Origin of the sequence: Bradyrhizobium diazoefficiens, from assembly GCF_016612535.1 — a bacterium.
GTDB classification, from domain to species: domain Bacteria; phylum Pseudomonadota; class Alphaproteobacteria; order Rhizobiales; family Xanthobacteraceae; genus Bradyrhizobium; species Bradyrhizobium diazoefficiens_C.
On record NZ_JAENXS010000002.1, the window covers coordinates 1927545 to 1944088 of the forward strand.

Annotated in this window: 14 protein-coding genes and 1 pseudogene; 6 read left to right on the forward strand and 9 right to left on the reverse strand. The window is 63.8% G+C overall.

Features of this window, described 5'->3' with window-relative positions; all coding sequences use genetic code 11:
- Positions 1 to 51 precede the first annotated feature (51 nt).
- From JJE66_RS25930 to JJE66_RS25940, 3 genes are all read left to right on the forward strand, one after another.
- Positions 52 to 1419 (forward strand): murein L,D-transpeptidase, encoded by a 1368-nt coding sequence (locus tag JJE66_RS25930; RefSeq protein ID WP_200517295.1) that lies wholly within the window; start codon positions 52 to 54, stop codon positions 1417 to 1419.
- 108 nt (positions 1420 to 1527) lie between these two features.
- On the forward strand, positions 1528 to 2343 hold the full coding sequence (locus JJE66_RS25935) for an enoyl-CoA hydratase (protein ID WP_200517296.1): 816 nt from the start codon (positions 1528 to 1530) through the stop codon (positions 2341 to 2343).
- 134 nt (positions 2344 to 2477) lie between these two features.
- Positions 2478 to 2762, forward strand: coding sequence for a hypothetical protein (locus JJE66_RS25940; RefSeq protein ID WP_200517297.1), 285 nt, complete (start codon positions 2478 to 2480; stop codon positions 2760 to 2762).
- A 43-nt stretch (positions 2763 to 2805) separates the two neighbouring features.
- On the opposite strand, the pseudogene JJE66_RS25945 reads toward JJE66_RS25940, so the two are convergent.
- The 3 genes and pseudogenes from JJE66_RS25945 to JJE66_RS25955 form a co-directional block, all read right to left on the reverse strand.
- A pseudogene (locus JJE66_RS25945) lies at positions 2806 to 3884 on the reverse strand (isocitrate/isopropylmalate dehydrogenase family protein).
- A 126-nt stretch (positions 3885 to 4010) separates the two neighbouring features.
- Positions 4011 to 5078 (reverse strand): alcohol dehydrogenase, encoded by a 1068-nt coding sequence (locus tag JJE66_RS25950; RefSeq protein WP_200517298.1) that lies wholly within the window; start codon positions 5076 to 5078, stop codon positions 4011 to 4013.
- 76 nt (positions 5079 to 5154) lie between these two features.
- The gene (locus tag JJE66_RS25955; protein WP_200517299.1) at positions 5155 to 6327 is read right to left on the reverse strand and encodes a CaiB/BaiF CoA-transferase family protein; all 1173 of its coding nucleotides are present in this window, start codon (positions 6325 to 6327) and stop codon (positions 5155 to 5157) included.
- A gap of 152 nt (positions 6328 to 6479) precedes the next feature.
- Between JJE66_RS25955 and glgA the strand changes: the two genes are divergently transcribed.
- Positions 6480 to 7937, forward strand: coding sequence for a glycogen synthase GlgA (gene glgA, locus JJE66_RS25960; RefSeq protein ID WP_200517300.1), 1458 nt, complete (start codon positions 6480 to 6482; stop codon positions 7935 to 7937).
- Between the two features lie 4 nt (positions 7938 to 7941).
- Here glgA and JJE66_RS25965 read toward each other — a convergent pair whose 3' ends face one another.
- From JJE66_RS25965 to JJE66_RS25990, 6 genes are all read right to left on the reverse strand, one after another.
- Complete coding sequence (locus tag JJE66_RS25965) at positions 7942 to 8889, reverse strand: oxygenase MpaB family protein (protein ID WP_200517301.1); 948 nt, start codon at positions 8887 to 8889, stop codon at positions 7942 to 7944.
- A 60-nt stretch (positions 8890 to 8949) separates the two neighbouring features.
- Positions 8950 to 9435 (reverse strand): AtzH-like domain-containing protein, encoded by a 486-nt coding sequence (locus tag JJE66_RS25970; RefSeq protein ID WP_200517302.1) that lies wholly within the window; start codon positions 9433 to 9435, stop codon positions 8950 to 8952.
- A gap of 70 nt (positions 9436 to 9505) precedes the next feature.
- Positions 9506 to 10363: a GNAT family N-acetyltransferase gene (locus JJE66_RS25975; protein WP_200517303.1), complete on the reverse strand. Its 858-nt coding sequence runs from the start codon at positions 10361 to 10363 to the stop codon at positions 9506 to 9508.
- Between the two features lie 99 nt (positions 10364 to 10462).
- Positions 10463 to 10768, reverse strand: coding sequence for a hypothetical protein (locus JJE66_RS25980; RefSeq protein WP_200517304.1), 306 nt, complete (start codon positions 10766 to 10768; stop codon positions 10463 to 10465).
- Between the two features lie 465 nt (positions 10769 to 11233).
- Entirely contained in the window at positions 11234 to 12271 is a 1038-nt protein-coding gene (locus tag JJE66_RS25985; protein WP_200517305.1) for a VOC family protein, read from the reverse strand.
- Positions 12272 to 12556: 285 nt separating this feature from the next.
- On the reverse strand, positions 12557 to 12889 hold the full coding sequence (locus JJE66_RS25990) for a GYD domain-containing protein (protein WP_200517306.1): 333 nt from the start codon (positions 12887 to 12889) through the stop codon (positions 12557 to 12559).
- A gap of 220 nt (positions 12890 to 13109) precedes the next feature.
- Here JJE66_RS25990 and JJE66_RS25995 point away from each other — a divergent pair, with 220 nt between their 5' ends.
- Together JJE66_RS25995 and JJE66_RS26000 are read left to right on the forward strand one after the other, a co-directional pair.
- Positions 13110 to 14060 carry a hypothetical protein gene (locus JJE66_RS25995; RefSeq protein ID WP_200517307.1) on the forward strand — a complete coding sequence of 317 codons (951 nt, stop codon included), beginning with the start codon at positions 13110 to 13112 and terminating at the stop codon, positions 14058 to 14060.
- Positions 14061 to 14404: 344 nt separating this feature from the next.
- Positions 14405 to 16537, forward strand: a complete 2133-nt coding sequence (locus JJE66_RS26000; RefSeq protein WP_200517308.1) for a TonB-dependent siderophore receptor — start codon at positions 14405 to 14407, stop codon at positions 16535 to 16537.
- Positions 16538 to 16544 lie beyond the last annotated feature (7 nt).

Below are 16544 nucleotides of genomic sequence, written 5' to 3' on the forward strand. Positions count from 1 at the left end.
GCGCGCGCAGCACGGCGGCCGGGAATTGCCTCTTTGGGGAAGACCAGACAGATGTCGAAACGCCATGCCGTGATCATTGCCGTGGGCCTCCTCACCAGCGCGTCCGCGCTCGCGCAGACCGAGATCACGGGCCAGGCCGGCCCCAAGTCCAACACCTTGTCCGGCACCTCTTCCGCTGCCCCGTCCGGCACAGTGCCGACAGCCGCCAGCCCGGCCCACGCTGCCGCCCCCAAAACCGCGGCACCGGCGTCGATCGCCGAGAGCCGCTCCGCCGCAGCGCTCGCACTGACGCATGAGCCAACCTATGACGAAGGCACCGCCCAGCGGATCAAGGACGCCGCGTTGAGCTATTCCGATCTCGCAGTGCGCGGCGGCTGGCCGACGATCCCCGCGGACGCCAAATTCGCGCTCGGCATCCAGGGCGCTAACGACGACCTCCTGCGCAAGCGGCTGATCCTCTCTGGCGACCTCGCCGCCGACAAGGCGAGCGGCGCCTTCGACCAGGATCTCACGGACGGCGTGAAACGCTTCCAGGCCCGCCACGGTCTTGCGCCGACCGGCATGATGACGCCGCGGACGCTGGCGGCGATGAATGTGCCGGTGCAGAAGCGCATCAAACAGCTCGAGGCCTCGCTCGAGCGGCTCGAAAACACCAATTTCGGCTTCGGCCCGCGCTATGTCGTGGTCAACATCCCGGCAGCCTTCGCCGAAGCGGTCGAGAACGACGTCGTGGTGCGGCGCTATCGCGTCATCGTCGGCAAGACCGAAAAGCCCTCGCCGACCCTGACGGCCCAGATCACCGGTGTTGTGCTCAATCCCACCTGGACGGTGCCGTCCTCGATCGCCAAGACCGAAATCTCCGCGCATATGCGCAAGGATCCGACCTATCTGTCGCGCATGCACATGGAGGTGCTCGACGGCCACGACAGTCCGATCGATCCGCATTCGGTCGACTGGTCGGGCACGCACACGCCGAACTTCACCGTGCGCCAGCAGAACGGCACCTTCAACGCGCTCGGTGCGGTCAAGATCGACATGCCGAACTCCTATTCGGTCTATATGCACGACACCAATCAGCGCAATCTGTTCAGCGACGACTATCGCTTCGATTCCCACGGCTGCTCCCGCGTCGACAATGTGCGCGATCTCGCCGCCTGGCTGCTCAAGGACCAGCCGAAATGGACCCGCGCCGCGATCGACGCGGACATCGCGACCGGGCAGCATCAGGAGGTCGCGATGGCGAAGAAAGTGCCGGTGGCCTGGATCTACCTCACGGCCTGGATGACCAGGGACCAGACCATCCAGTTCCGCAACGACATCTATAACCAGGACGAGCAGTTGCTGGAGGCCACCGCCGAAGAGGCCGCCTTCTTCAGCAATGCCGGCAACCATCCGCTGACCGCGCATATGGCGCAGTAGGCATGCAATCGCGGCACGGGCGGATGCAAAGCCCACCGCCCTGCCGCGGTTGACCCGGGCCTTGCCCCGGCCGCACATTGCACCTCGCCAGAGACAAGCGAGCGCGCGATGCCTGACCTCTCCAACGAAACCTCCTACGCCGACGGCAAGATCCTCACGCAGGCCAAGAGCGGCGTCGGCGTGATCACCTTCAACAATCCCGACAAGCACAACGCGATGTCGCTGGAGATGTGGGAAGGATTTGGCGAGGCACTGACGAACCTGCGCGACGACGAGACGGTGCGTGTCGTGATTATGCGGGGCGCGGGCGGCAAGGCGTTCGTGTCCGGCGCCGATATCAGCCAGTTCGAGAAGACGCGTCACAACGCGGCCGCATCCGAAGAATATGGAAAACGCAGCGCCGCCCAGCGCGCGCTGCTCGCCGACTACCCGAAGCCGACGATCGCCTGCATCCATGGCTTTTGTCTCGGCGGTGGCATGCAAGTCGCGATGCTCGCCGACATCCGCATCGCCGCGCATGACAGCCAGTTCGGCATTCCTGCCGCCAGGCTCGGCATCGCCTACGGCTATGACGGCCTGCGTCACCTGGTGTCGCTGGTCGGCCCGTCCTGGGCGCGACTGCTGATGTACACGGGCATGCGCATCGATTCCGCCGAGGCGCTGCGCATTGGCCTTGTCGAACGCGTGATCCCGGACGACCAGCTCTGGGGCGAGACCATGGCGATTGCGGAGACGATCTCGCAGAACGCGCCACTCGCGATCAAGGCCGCCAAGATCACCATTGCAGAGGTGCTGAAGGACGAGAGCGCACGCGACATGGGTGCGATCAAGGCGGTCGGCACGGCCTGCATGGACAGCTCGGATTTCCGCGAGGGCCGGCAGGCTTTCATGGAAAAGCGCAAGCCGCTATTTTCGGGGAAGTGATGCTGAAGCAAGTAGGCAAAGGCAAGCGAAGCTGAACCTTCATTCACCAAGATTAAATTCCTCGCCGCCCGGCGCTGCGATAGCAACCAATTGATCTGCCGCAAGTTCTCCCGCCACCAACGAGGGAGATCGCGATGAAACTCAAACTTGCTGTTCTTGGTCTGGCTGCCCTGTGCAGCGCTGCGCTGGCGTCGGGACAAGCGCTCGCGGCGATGCCCAATGGCATTCCGCAAGCCGACAAGGTCGCAAGCGGCCCGGCTGCGAATGTCGATCAGGTGCGCATGGTCTGCAACGCCTGGGGCCGCTGCTGGTGGCGTCCGAATTATTATGGCGCCTACGGTTACTATGGCGGCCCGCGACGCTTCTACGGTTACGGCCCCCGTTGGGGCTGGGGCCATCGCCACTGGCGCCGCTGGTAAAATGCGAAGGGGGCTGCGAGGCCCCTTTTTCTTGTAGCAGCCGCTACAGCGCCGCAAGTACCGCCTTGGTGATATCGGCGGTGCCGTTGCTGCCGCCGAACTCCATCGGCTTGAGGCCGCCGGCATAGACCCGATCCACCGCGCGTTCGATCTGCGCGCCCGCTTCCGCCGCGCTCTCGACGCCGTGCTTGTGGGCGAGCCAGTCCAGCATCATCGCGGCGGAGAGGATCATGCCGGTGGGATTGGCCTTGCCGTGCCCCATGATGTCGGGCGCGGTGCCGTGGCAGGGCTGGAACACGGCGTATTTGTCGCCGATGTCGGCGGACGGCGCCATGCCGAGGCCGCCGATCAGGCTCGCGGTGATGTCGGAGACGATATCGCCGAACATGTTCTCCATCACCATCACGTCGAAATCCCAGGGGCGCTTGACCAGCATCGCCGAGCAGGCATCGACATAGAGCCGATCGGTCTTCACCTCGGGATGCCTTTTGCGATCTCGTCGAAGATGCCGCGGAAGAACGCAAAGGCCTTGAACACATTCGCCTTGTCGACGCAGGCCAGCATCCCCGGCTTGCCGCGTGCCTTGCGCCGTTCGGCCAGCCGAAACGAGAACTCGAACAGCCGCTCGGAAGTCCTGCGCGTGATCACCATGGTCTCGCGCGCGTCGTCATGGGTGACGACGCCCTTACCCATCGAGGCGAACAGGCCTTCGGTGGATTCGCGGATCACGACGAGATCGATGCCAAGCTTATCCGCGCCGACGATCGGGCTCGGCACGCCGGGAATGAGCCGGGCCGGCCGCACGCCCGCATAGAGATCGAAGATGAAGCGCAGCTCGATCTGCGGCGCGATCTCGGTATTGTCAGGGTAGCGCACCGACGGCAGACCGCAGGCCCCGAGCAGGATCGCATCGGCCTCCTCGCACAGCTTGATCGTGGTATCAGGCATCGACTTACCGGTCGCGAGATAGTGGTTGGCGCCCGCGGGCGCCTCGGTGAAGCGGAAGCGCAGGTCCGACTTCGTCTCGATCTTGCGCAGCACCTCGATTGCCGGCGCCATGACTTCGGGACCGATGCCGTCACCGGCGAGCACGGCGATGTGGAAGGCGTTGTTTTCGGACATTTGTTCCTGCTCTCTCCATCGTCATGCCCGGGCTTGCCCCGGGCATCCACGCCTCGATACTTGCTCTGTGGCCAGACGTGGATGGCCGGGTCAAGCCCGGCCATGACGACAAACTAACAGCATATACTACGGCGTCAGCACCGTGCGCCCGACCACTGCGCCCTGCTGCAATTGCACCAGCGCGTCGTTGGCCTTGTTGAGCGGTGCCGTCGTCACCGGGATCGGGGCGATGTTCTTGGTTCGCACGAGATCGAGCAGCTCCTGCGTCTCGCGCAAATTGCCGACATAGCTGCCCTGGATCGTCACCGCCTTGATCGGGATCAGCGGCAAGGCCCAGGTCGCGCCGCCGCCGAACAGGCCGACGATGACGAGCTTGCCGCCCTTGGCGAGGCAGTCGAAGCCGAGCTGCGTCGTTGCGGCGTTGCCGACGAGGTCGATCACGGCGCGAATCGGCCCGCCCGCTTTCTTCGCCAGCTGCTCCAGCGCGTCCGGCGCCTTGGGGTCGACAGTCGCGAGCGCGCCGGCCTTCTCCGCCGCCTCGCGCTTCCTGGCGTCGATATCGAGCATGATCGCGCCCTTGCCGCCCATGGCTTTCAGCAGCGACAGCGCCATCAGGCCGAGGCCGCCGGCGCCGAACAGCACGATCGGCGTGTCGAAATGCTGCTCGACCTTCTTTAGTGCGCTGTAGGTGGTGACGCCCGAGCAGGCATAGGGCGCGGTCGTCGCGGGATCGAGCCCCCTGAGGTTGAGCAGATAGCGCGGATGCGGCACCAGCATGTGATCGGAATAGCCGCCGTCGCAATAGACCCCGAGCGAACGCGGCGTCGCGCACATGTTCTCGTCGCCGGCAAGACAGACAGCGCATTTGCCGCAGCCGATCCAGGGATAGACCAGGCCGATATCGCCGAGCTTGAGGTCGCCCTGATCGGTCGGCTTCACGTCAGGACCGAAGGCCGCGATTTCACCGACCGTCTCATGACCCATCGTCAGCGGCAGATTGATGCCGCGATCCCTGAGCGACAGCGGCTTGCGGCCGTGGCCGAGATCGTAGCCGCCTTCCCAGATGTGGAGATCGCTGTGGCAGACGCCGGCGGCCTTCACCTTGATCAGCACCTGCGTGCCCGACGGCTGCGGCGTGGCCTCGTCGAACTCCTGCAGCGGCGCCTTGAAATCGGCGACCTTGAAACTCTTCATCGGCGTCCTCCCGGCATGCTTGTCATTGTCGCGTCACCATGCCACGGGCGGCGGGACGAGACAAACCCGGACCCGTCTAGTTGACGCCCGCGGTTGATGGCAAGCCAACTTCGTCGCGCAGTGCATCCGTGTGCTCGCCAAGCACGGCCATGGACTTGCCCGGCGTCGTATCAGCCCCCGTCATCCGAAACGGCAGGTTGAGCACCTGGAACGAGCCGCCTCCATCCTCCACCGACGAGAGCGCCTGGCGATGCGCGAGCTGCGGATCGGCCAGGGCTTCGGTGATGGTGCGATAGGCCGAGGCCGGCACGCCGGCGGCGCTTAAATCCACAAGGCATGCGTCGGTCGTGAGCGGCTTCGACCAGGCCTCGACGCCGTCCATCATGTCGGCCCAGTTCTCGCGCCGCGGCGCGTAGGTCGCGAAGCGCGGATCGGAGATCCATTCGGGCCGGCCGATTACGCCCATCAGACATTGAAACGTCTTCTCACTGGCGACCGTGATCATGACATAGCCGTTGGCAGTCTCGGTCGGGCCGAACATCGGGCGCGGCGGCGGCTTCACCGCGAATTGCGAGCTCTGCAATTCGATCACCGTCAAGGTCAGCATCGATTCCAGCATGGAGACGTCGATGTGCTGGCCGAGCCCGGTCGCGGTGCGCTGATAGAGCGCAGACGCAATCGCACCGAAGCCGTAAGTGCCGGTGACGACATCGGCGTGGTAGATGCCGCAATAGTCGGGACGGTTGCGGCCGGGCTGATAGGCGAGATGCGCCATGTCATAACCCGAAGCCGCGTGGATCACCGGCGCGTAGGCCGGCAGCTCGGCCGAGGGGCCACTCTGGCCGTAGCCGGAGATCGAGCAGTAGATCAGCTTTGGGTTGACGGAGCGCAGGCTGTCGTAATCGAGCCGCAGGCGGCGCATCACGCCGGGGCGAAAGTTCTCGACCAGGACGTCGGCGGTGGCGACCAGCCGGCGGACCGCTTCCTTGCCGTCCTCGGATTTGAGGTCGAGCACGACGCTCTTCTTGCCGACATTGAGTTGGCCGAACACGGTGCTGCAGCCCTTGCGCAGCGGCGGCCGCGTCCGCATCGTCTCGCCGCCGTCGGTCTCGATCTTGATGACCTCGGCGCCCATGTCGGCGAGCATCCGGGCGCAGTGCGGGCCGGCGATGGTGGTCGAAAAATCCAGCACCCTGAGACCGGCGAAGGCCTTTGTCGTCGTCCCCTCATGCTTATCTGCTAGCTGCATGCTTGCCGCGTCCTTGGATCTCTTAGGAACAATCGATGTTCTTTGTTGTTGGTGCGGCGACCCTAGATGGCGGCGGCTGAGTAGGAAAGTCTTTACCGCGCAGACACGTCTTCCGGCCGGGCTGCGGAATTCAGGGGCAACTGGACCCGTTCTTGCATAGCAGCAAACGGGCTCGGGCAGAGGGGCAACTGTTCTTGAGGGTCTTGTTCGTTACGACAGAGATGGACGACTTCGTCCGCGTCGGCGGACTTGGAGCCGTTTCCGCCGCCCTTCCCAGAGCCCTTCGTCCCTTCGCCGATATCCGGATCATGCTGCCCGGCTATCGCGACATCATCGAGCAACTCACGCATATACAGATCGTTGGCCGCTGCCCGGCTTTCGCGGAGATGCCGGCCTGCTCGCTCGGCCGGGCCGCAACCAAGGATGGCCTGCCGGTCTATGTGCTGTTGTGCTCACAACTCTACGACCGGCCCGGCAATCCCTATGGCGACGAGTTGGGGCGCGACTGGCCCGACAACGACATCCGCTTCGCGCGCTTTGCCTCGGCGGCCGCTGAGCTTGCCATGGGCAAGCTGGACAAGAATTGGGCAGCAGACCTGGTCCATGCCAACGATTGGCAGGCCTCGCTCGTGCCGGCTTACCTCGCCTGGCGCGGCGCCAAGCTGCCGTCGATCCTGACCATCCACAACCTCGCCTATCAGGGTCTCTTCCCGAAGGAGTCGCTGCGGCGGATCGGCATCCCCGAAAGCTCCTTCCACATTGACGGCGTCGAGTTCTATGACCAGCTCTCTTTCCTCAAGGCCGGGCTGGTCTACGCCTCGCACCTCACCACCGTCAGCGGCACCTACGCGCGCGAGATCACCACGGAGGAATTCGGCTGCGGCCTCGAAGGCCTGTTGCGCGTCCGCTCCGATGCGGCTGAGCTCACCGGCATTCTCAACGGCATCGACGAGAGCTGGGACCCGCGCTCCTGCGCCCAGCTCGCGCAGCAATTCGGCGCCGGCGACTGGGTCGGCAAGAAGGCCAATGCGGATTACGTGCGCAAGCAGTTTGGCCTGGCGGTCTCGCGCGGCCCGATGTTTGCGATCGTCGCCCGTCTCGTGCACCAGAAGGGCATCGACCTCGTGCTGTCGGCCGCCGACGAGATCATCGATGCCGGCGGGCAGATCGTCGTCACCGGCTCCGGCGAGCCGGCGCTCGAGCAGGCGCTGATCGGCGCCCATCGCCGCCGCCCCGACGCCATCGGCGTCACCATCGGCTTCAACGACGCCCAGGCGCGGCGCATCTTCGCCGGCAGCGATTTCACCTTGATGCCGTCGCGGTTCGAGCCGTGCGGGCTGAGCCAGATGTACGCCCAGCGCTTCGGCTCGCTGCCGATCGGTCACCAGACCGGCGGCCTGGCCGAGACCATCAGCGACGGGGAGACCGGGTTCCTGTTCGCAAAACCCTCACATGACTCCTTCCTCGGCGGCGTCCGCCGCGCCTTCGAGGCGTTCATGGCGCAGGACCAGCTCGACACCATGCGCCGCAGCGCCATGGGGCGGTCGTTCTCCTGGAGCATCTCGGCCGGCAGTTATAGCGCGCTGTATCGCAAGCTGGCGGCAGTGTGAGGCGCTACTTCCCGCGCTGGTCCATCTGCGGCCGGCCGATCCAGGCGCGGTTGAGACAGCGGATCATCCAGTCGGGCCGCGGCTCGCCCCGCAGGCGCGCCTGTGCTTCCTGATAGGGACCAACGTAGCGCAGCCGGTCCGGCAGCTTCGGATAGACGCGCTTTATCCATTTCAGCGCGTTGTCGGCTGCTCTCTTATCTCGCTCGTCGAGATCAAAGCCAAAGCCCGCGCGCAACCGCTCGGGAAGCAGGCTCGCCGTGAGCGCGCGGTACCATCGCGGCGGCCGCAGCCACGGTCGCGCGCCGCCAAAGATCTGCGCGGCGATCTCGCGTGCCGCCGGGCTGACGGTCAGCGTGTCCGACTGCACCATCGCATTTGTGTAGGCCCCAAAGCCCGACCAGTCCGCCGGCAGATCGTCGGTCGTCAGTCCGAATAGCGCGCCAAACGTTCGGCTCTCGACCCAGTAGCGCTCCCGCTCCTCCTCCCCGAGCGGTGGCAAAACCAGATCGTGCGCCATCAGCGCGGTCTCGACCAGCGTCGCGTGAACCCAGCGCAGCGACGGGATGTTGTTGGCACAGTAGCGCGAGCCCGCAGCGAACGGACCGATGGTCTCCGGCATCTCGCCAACGATCATGCCGTGGCGCCGGTGCAGCTGCCGGGACGACAACATGGCCCGGTCGAGCGAGCCGAACACCATGGCGAAGACGATGTCGAAGGTGCGATGGAAGCGGCCGATCGGATCGGCAAGGGTTTTGGAGTGCTCGGCGATGGCAGCCGCGACCCAGGGATGCGCCAGTTGCAGCAACAGCGCGCGGCCGGCACCGAGAAAGATGACGGCCTCGCGGTCGATCCGCCAGGTCACCGTGTCGGGGCCGAACACGCCAGCCACCGGTCCCGCGGCGTTGGCCCGGACGAGATCAAGCGCCGCCTCCAGATCCTTCTCAACGACCAACTGCAATCCTCGCGACGGAGATGCAGCGACAATAGCGCGGACCGCGCTGCCGTGAAATCGTCAACGCACCTCCACCCGGGATACGTGATGGCTGACGATCTTCCAGGCGTCGCCCTGATTGACGTAGCTCTGCGTAATCCTGAATGCGATCGGTGCTGGCGCCCCGGGAACGGTGAAGGTCGCAATTCCCGCGATGTTAATGAGGTCGGACCCGACCGGGACAATTTCCATATCCTTGAAAGCCACTGTAGCGCCGACCGTCGGCGGTAGAGCATTGAAGTACGCCTTGACGCCCTCGATTCCACGGTAAAGGGGCGGCGTTGACCCGTAGAACAGCGAATCTTTCGAATAGAGGCTGCCCATCGCATCCCAATCCTTCTTGGCAAAGGCATCCGACCACTTCTGCAGGGCTGCGGCGATCACATTGTCTGCTGGCCCGGCAAAGCATTGTGAACTTACGAAAAGGAGCGCGAGCAAGCTAGCGAGCGCAATGAACTTGGAGTATCGACGTTTCGTCATGGCAGGATGCCTTTGATTGAGATTCATTTGATCATTCGCGAAAGTAGCCCGGTCACCCGCGCGACGTATTCAGCGCGCCAAGGCGGGGACAAACCGCTCAGTAGAGCACGGACGGCATGTAGGCGCCGGTCGGCTCTTGATACAGACCGGCAGTCATCAAATTCATTTGGAAGACGAGCTTCAATCCACCGTCGAGGCACCATCTGAAAACCTCGTGGTTGCGGGTCGGCAGCAAGAAGCCGGGTCCTCCGAACTCGGTCGCCGCGCCGATCAGGGCCATCAGATCCTGATTGGTCGCGGCGACACTGTGCCCGAAAAACGCGATCCCCGTCGTGTAGCCGGTAATACGTCCGAGATGCTCGACGACCGCGGCCGTCTTTTGTTCGACGGCATCGCGCAATTCGGCCGAGCGATCGAAGCCGTGAACCCGCATGCAAATGCTGTTGCAGGGCGCCAGGTCTGCCATCGTCGCCGGGCGGACGTTGTAGCCTGCAAGCGTCCGCCCAAGACTCTTTCCTTGAAGGACCGAGACCGGCTCGCGCGTGACGAAGCCGAGCTTGGTGTAGAGGCAAAGCGAACGATTATGATAGCCGGCCTGGAGCAAGCGCACACCGGCCGCCCGCGTGCTGGCAGCGCGATCCAGAACCTCCTGCATCAGGCGGCCGCCGACGCCGCTGTTCTGCCCCGCCGGATCAACCGTGATCGGCCCGACGCCGGCGATCGGCGAGCGCTCATCGAGAAAGTTGCTGCCGACGACGCGTCCGTTATGCTCTGCGACGACCGCGTAAAAGCCGGAGTGAGCGAACAGGGGCGATAGCACGCTGCTTGCCACCTCCGAAGATGGAAAGTCCGGCGGAAAATTGTGGGCCGCGCCGATCGCCTCGAAGGCTTCGTAGCAGATCTGACCGCAGGCCTTGGCGTCCGCGGGCGTGCCCGGGCGGAGTGTTATGCTCATTGAGTACGTCCCTTTTTGCTGTTGACCAGAGAATTGACATCACTGGCCAAGGCCACGCCAAGCACCGCCCGTCGAATCATCGCCGAATTGGAGAAAGCGCTAGAGAATGCCTTCGGCCGCAGCGCTGTCGCGATCGACCTGCCGTTGTCGGATATTCGCCAGCTCTCTGCTGCACGCAACGAACGTGTCCGTGCCCGATCGCATTCCGAACATTTCGCAGAATTGGCGATCTTCCTCCGCAATGGCCTGCGCCACATATTCCTGTGCGGCGGCGCGCGCGGCAGGACCAGCGGAAACAATAACATGCAAGGCAAAAGCAACCAGAACAGCCAATAGCAGAGCGTACGCGAGCGAGGGGAGCGACAGGCTAGCCGAGCCTTGCGGCCTGGCTTTGAGGGTCTTCATGAAATCTCCTTACGTGCGCGAAAATCGAACAGCAGAAATACCGTCCAACAATATCGACGGTTCGAGTGAGGCTAGCTGCTTCGGGCAAACTGCGTCGGGAAAACTTTGCGCATATCGCGAAACACAATGAGTGTTGCCGTGACGCCGAGACTGCTTTCGTCATAGGTTGCCTCGCCCTCGTCGAGGATCGGCAATGTGCGACTTCGTGCCCGTGTTCAAAAACGCCGAGGAGGCGAAGCAGTTCTGGCGCGGATACTCTCTTGCTGCTTGGGCCCTGGCTGGCCTCCTTGCGGTCGAGTTGATCATGTCTCTTTGGTTGTCGGGAGGCGACGGTGCCAGTTCGCTTGGCTCGCAAACCGACCAGCACCGTGCCGGGACACATTACATCGCGAAGAACCCATCGCCTAAGTGAGCCCGAAACAATCGGGGCACGCTGAGTGTCCCCACTATCTAACGCTCTCGCTATCAAGCCACACCGGCCCGACGGCGCCGATTGTCATGCCTGCCCTGCGCCGTTACGGCATCCCACCAGGGGCAGACGCCTTTGAGATGCGCGTAGTTGCCGTCGATCACCTGGACTGGCGCCCGCCTCTGGCGGTTCTGAGCATTATGCCGCAGCTCGACAGGCGGATCCTCGCCGCCAACGGCGCGGACCAGTCCATCGTGGCCCCAAAAGCTCGCCAGCGTGTCCACCTCGTGCGGCTGCCAATTGGTGTCATCGACCTCGCGGCCGCCCCAGCCATATTCGACAAAAAACTCCGACGGCGTACGCATGTAGAAGGATGTCATGAAATCGTTGCTATGACGGCCAAGCGTCGCGACAATCTTCTCGCGATCCATCCGGGCGAGGTCATAGCCTTGGCCGACGTCGTCGAGCGAATAGAGCTCGACCATCAAATGATTGAGGACATTCACCGGCGCCTCGACGAGAGCGATGCTGTGGTGCCGCGGATTGACGTGCAGGAAGTAGGCCTTGATGGGCGCGAGCGAATAATCGCTGATGCGAAAGCCGAGCAGGTTCTGGTAGAATGCCAATGCGCCTTCAATATCCTGCACAGTAACAAGCACATGCCCCATCCCGAGCGGGCCGGCGCGAAATCCCGAGATCAAGCGGCTGGGGCGGAACGGCGTGTCGGCAATGGCCGCGCCATGAAATGCTTCCAAACGATTGCCGGCCGGATCGCGAAACGAGATCAGGCCGGAGACAAAGCGCTGGTCCGCAAGCGCTGCCGGTTCGCGCTGCACGGCAACGCCGGCCTGCTCCAGCCTTGCAGCGAGAGCATCCAGCGCCACGGTGTCCGCGACCTCCCAGCCAAAATAGTTGGTGCCGCTGGGCAAGGCGCCGTCGAGCACAAGGCGCTGCTTTCGATCATCCATGCGGAAAGCGCGTGTGCTGCCGCCGCGATCGACGGCTTCCATGCCAAGACCTTTGGTCGCGAGCGCTGTCCAGTCGTCGAGCTTTGCTGTCCCGACGCCGAGATAGCCGAATGCCTGGATTTCCATGACGTCCCTCCACTTGCTAAACCCTATCATCTGACGGCCCCTTGCGGCGCCGCCGCGACTGGTGATCTGCGCACGGCCGCATGTTTGTCGCTCCGATGCTCCGCGGCATAAAGCCGTTCAACCGCGCCGGACAAGCGGCCGAGAGCAGCGAACTTTTCACCGCGTCTGCAAAGGGGTTAGCAGCGGAAGTGAATCCGGGCGGACGGATAGCGTTGCCGACAGTCCCCGTCACTGTTCGGGCCTCGGCGCTTCTGGCTGCCGAGGGCCCTTATTCTCATGTAGAATTCAACTCGCGGGACGATACGTTCTCGCCACGGTCGTCGCCTTCTGCAGTGCCGTGACACCTTGATCGCCCGTCATCAGCGGCGTCGTCTTCCCCGACCTCAGCGCACCACCGGCGGCAACTGCAAGTGCGATGCCGGCCATGCTCTCGATGTCCGGCACGTCGGCGATCAGAACGGCGTCGTATTCCCCCATGCTCAGCCAGCCACCGATATATTTTCCACCGGCCGCTTCTGTCGCCGCTCGACCGGCCTGCTCGAGCCGGTTCTGCGGGTTTTTCATCTGCGCAGCCCAGGATTCTGAAGTGTATGCGAATTGATACATGTAAAGTGCCATTTCGGCCTCCCTATAGGTCGATGAACTGACTCGGCTGGAGGGGCATGCTCCACACCATAATACTGACGGTCGACGTCGCTCTGGGCGAAATTGCCTTTTAGCGGCGAGGCCCAAACGGACCATCGCTGCACGTTAGGTGCAATCATGGGACGGTTGGCGGAAAACATTGCGCGGATCGCGGCGGCCTAATAGGTTTCGAGGGTTGAGCTGAGGGGCAGCGGTGGAACGAGACGAGCTTGAGCGCCTTGTCGGCGGCCGGTTGCGGCTGAGCTTCGAGGAGATTTTGAACCATCCGCGCCTGCCGGACGCACGTCGCGCCTATCTCGGCAGCTTCGTTCATTTGTACGAAGGCGATCCGTTTCTGGTTCGGCTGCTGCTCGAGGCCGGCAGATTTTTGGTATTTCACAGCGTTGCGGTGCTCGAAGCCGCGGAAGATCTGTCGCGGCGCGAGACCTGGTTCACCGTGGCTGCACTCAAGCGGCAGCTCGCCATGTTTGGCTATGCGAGCGACCGGCAGGTGGATCATCTCGTCTCGCGATTGCGCGAGGTTGGATTTCTCGAGCTGCGTCGAGCTCCCGGTGACGGGCGTGTCCGACTGCTTGCGTCCACGAACAAGCTGCGCACGCATCACACTGAGTGGCTCGCAACGCACTACATCCCGCTGGCGATGCTTTTCCCCGATCATGACTACAGCCCCGTGCTGTCGCGCAATCGCGCTTTTCACGTTCTCCATTGCCGGACATGCTTCCCTTTCGGTCCGGTGTCGGCGCAACTGATGATGACGTTGCCGGACACAATGCTGTTTTTCATGCACGCAGCGGGGCCACTCATCCAGAATGCCGTGCTGATGGCGGCAATGGACGCCGCCGATCCGAATGCCGCGATCCCCTACATCGAAGCCGCCGATCGTTTTGGCGTGTCCCGCACCCATGTCCGCAACCTGATGACCGATGCGGAATCGGCGGGACTGGTCAAGATCACCGGGCGCGGCGGCCATAGTATAATGATCCTGCCGCGCTTTTGGGCCAGCTACGATCGCGGCCTGGCTGTCGGGATGTATCTCCACGATGCCGCCCACCTCGTCGCGATGCGCCAGTGGGCCGAGGCCGGCGCGGAGGGCGGCACGGCGGCCTCGCTTGACCGCACAATGACTGCCGATCACTCGTCGTAGATCACGCGCATGACCAGCGCTCAGCCGCGCTGGATCGAGGCTTCGAAATAGCGTTGCCTGAACCCGTTTGCGCGGTCCGCCCCGATCCGATAGGTTCCCGTGGGGAACTGGCTTTGGGGGATTAGGGGCGAGTGAGGCGGCCTTTTGGGCAAATGCCTGAATTCGGGCGGCTTTCGGTCGTCCTGGATCGGCGTGGCGGACGCATCTTTTCGCATGTGGCACGGCGCGCTGCGCTGCTAGCCGTCATTATCGCCGGAGAGGCCGGTCCAATCTGCGCGCAAAATGCGACCGCCGATCGCGCACCTCCACCTGCCAGCCTTGAACGGTCCGAGCGGCTGCCAGCGGTGACGGTGTACGCCAAGCGCAAACGCATCGCCGCTCCCAAATCGAGCAAGCCGGCGATCGCAGCTGCCCGAGCGCCACCCAAGACGAACCGCGCCGATGTGCCAGCACGCAGCGAGGGCGCCGCACCGAACGGTGGGCCGCCCGTGATCCAGACCACCGCCGGGCCGGTGAGCGGCTACCGCGCGCTTACATCGGTCTCTGCGACCAGGACCGACACACTGATCGAGCGTATTCCGCAAGCCATCGCCGTCGTGCCGCGGGCCGTGCTCGACGATCAGCAACCGCTCGGCCTGATGGATGGGCTGCGCAACATTTCGGCCGTGACGCCGATGTCGGGCAACACCTTCCTTGGCTATGCTTACAAGGTACGAGGCTTCCCCGCGGACCGCTATGTCGACGGCCTGCCGAACTATTATGACGGCGGCGACAACACCTCGCTGGTCAACACCGAGCGGATCGAGGTGCTGAAAGGCCCGGCCGGAATCCTCTACCAGGGCGGCATCGGGCCGGTCGGGGGCATCATCAACACGGTGTCGAAGCTGCCGACCGAAAACCGGTTCGCCGAGATCGGCGCCACGGCCGGCGGTTACGGCCTGTGGAACGGCTGGTTCGACGTGAACCAGCCGATTGCAAGCGCAGGCACGGCGCTTTTCCGGATGACCGGCGATGTCGAGACATCCGGCGACTTTGTCGATGCGATCGATCACCGCCGCTACGCGCTCAATCCGACATTTCTCTTCAACGACAATGATGGCACGCGTCTCACGATCCAGGGCAGCTTCTCGTCGCGCTCGTTCCAGAACTACACGGGATTGCCTGGCGCCGGCACCGTCGACCGCTCCCAGTTCACGATTTCGCCGACGCCGTTTCCCGATCGCGCCGATCTCGGCCGCAGCTGGACGACCTACAACGGGGTGACGTTGCGGGTCGATCACGCGTTCGACGCGGTCTGGTCGGCGAATGCCACGACCCGCGTCAGCCAGATGCGGCTCGAGCAGTTCGGCCATTTCCTCGGAACCGATACCCCGCTTTACGGCTCGATCTTTCCGTTTCTCAGCTTCCATCTGCCGGTGGATACGCGCGAGGTCGCTGCGAACGCCAACGTCCTCGCCAAGTTCGCGGTCGGGCCGACCTGGAACACGGTTCTGTTTGGAGCGGACAGCGATCATGTTGCGGACAAGATCCGCGACGACGTCGCCTTCGCTGGCCTCGTCGATTTCGCCAATCCGGTATTCCCCGCCTACACGCCGCCGACCACGAGCGCGTTCAACGCCGACAATCTCTACGTCAACAGCGGGTTCACGACGCAGTGGCAATCGGACATCTGTGAGCGGCTGCATCTCCTCGCGGGCGTGCGTCTTGCACATGTCTATATCCACGGCACCGACATGGTGGCAGGCAGCGATTTCGTCACCAATGCCTGGAAGCCGCTGCCCCGGCTCGGCGCGGTGGTCGATCTCGTCAAGGGCGTATCGGCCTTTGCGGACTACTCGCAAGGCTACCGCGGTGTGCCGTTCTTCAACGCCGCCGGTGCACCGAAGCCCGAGGAAGCAGAGCAGACCGAGGCCGGACTGAAACTCGCGCTGCCGTCCGGCTTTGCCGGCACCCTCGCCTGGTTCACCAACACGCGGCGCAACGTCATGAGCCTGCTGCCGGGAAGCATTTTCCTGGCCACGCAGGTGGGCGAGCAACGCGCAGAGGGGTTCGATGCGGACTTGACCTGGCAACCATTCGGGGGGCTTTCGATCCTTGCAAGCTATGCGCATGTGAGAGCCGTCGTCACGCGGGACCAGCTCTATGTGCCCGGCACCGTGATCGACCGCGTGCCGCGCGACTCCGGCCGGCTCTGGGCGAACTACAAATTTCAGCATGGATGGTTGCAGAACGTGGCAATCGGAGCGGGCCTGTACGCGGCTTCCGCCCAGGCGGTGGCGCTCGACAACATCTATTTCACGCCCGGATATGTCACGTTCGACGGCAAGGTGGCCTATGAGAGGGATCGCTGGAGCATCGGCGTGACAGGGAAAAACCTCGCAGATCGCCGCTATTTCGTGCCGTACGCGAGCGGCTCCGGATACATCATGCCGGCCGAGGGGCGCACCATCCTGGCTTTCGGAAAGCTGATTTATTGAGCCGATC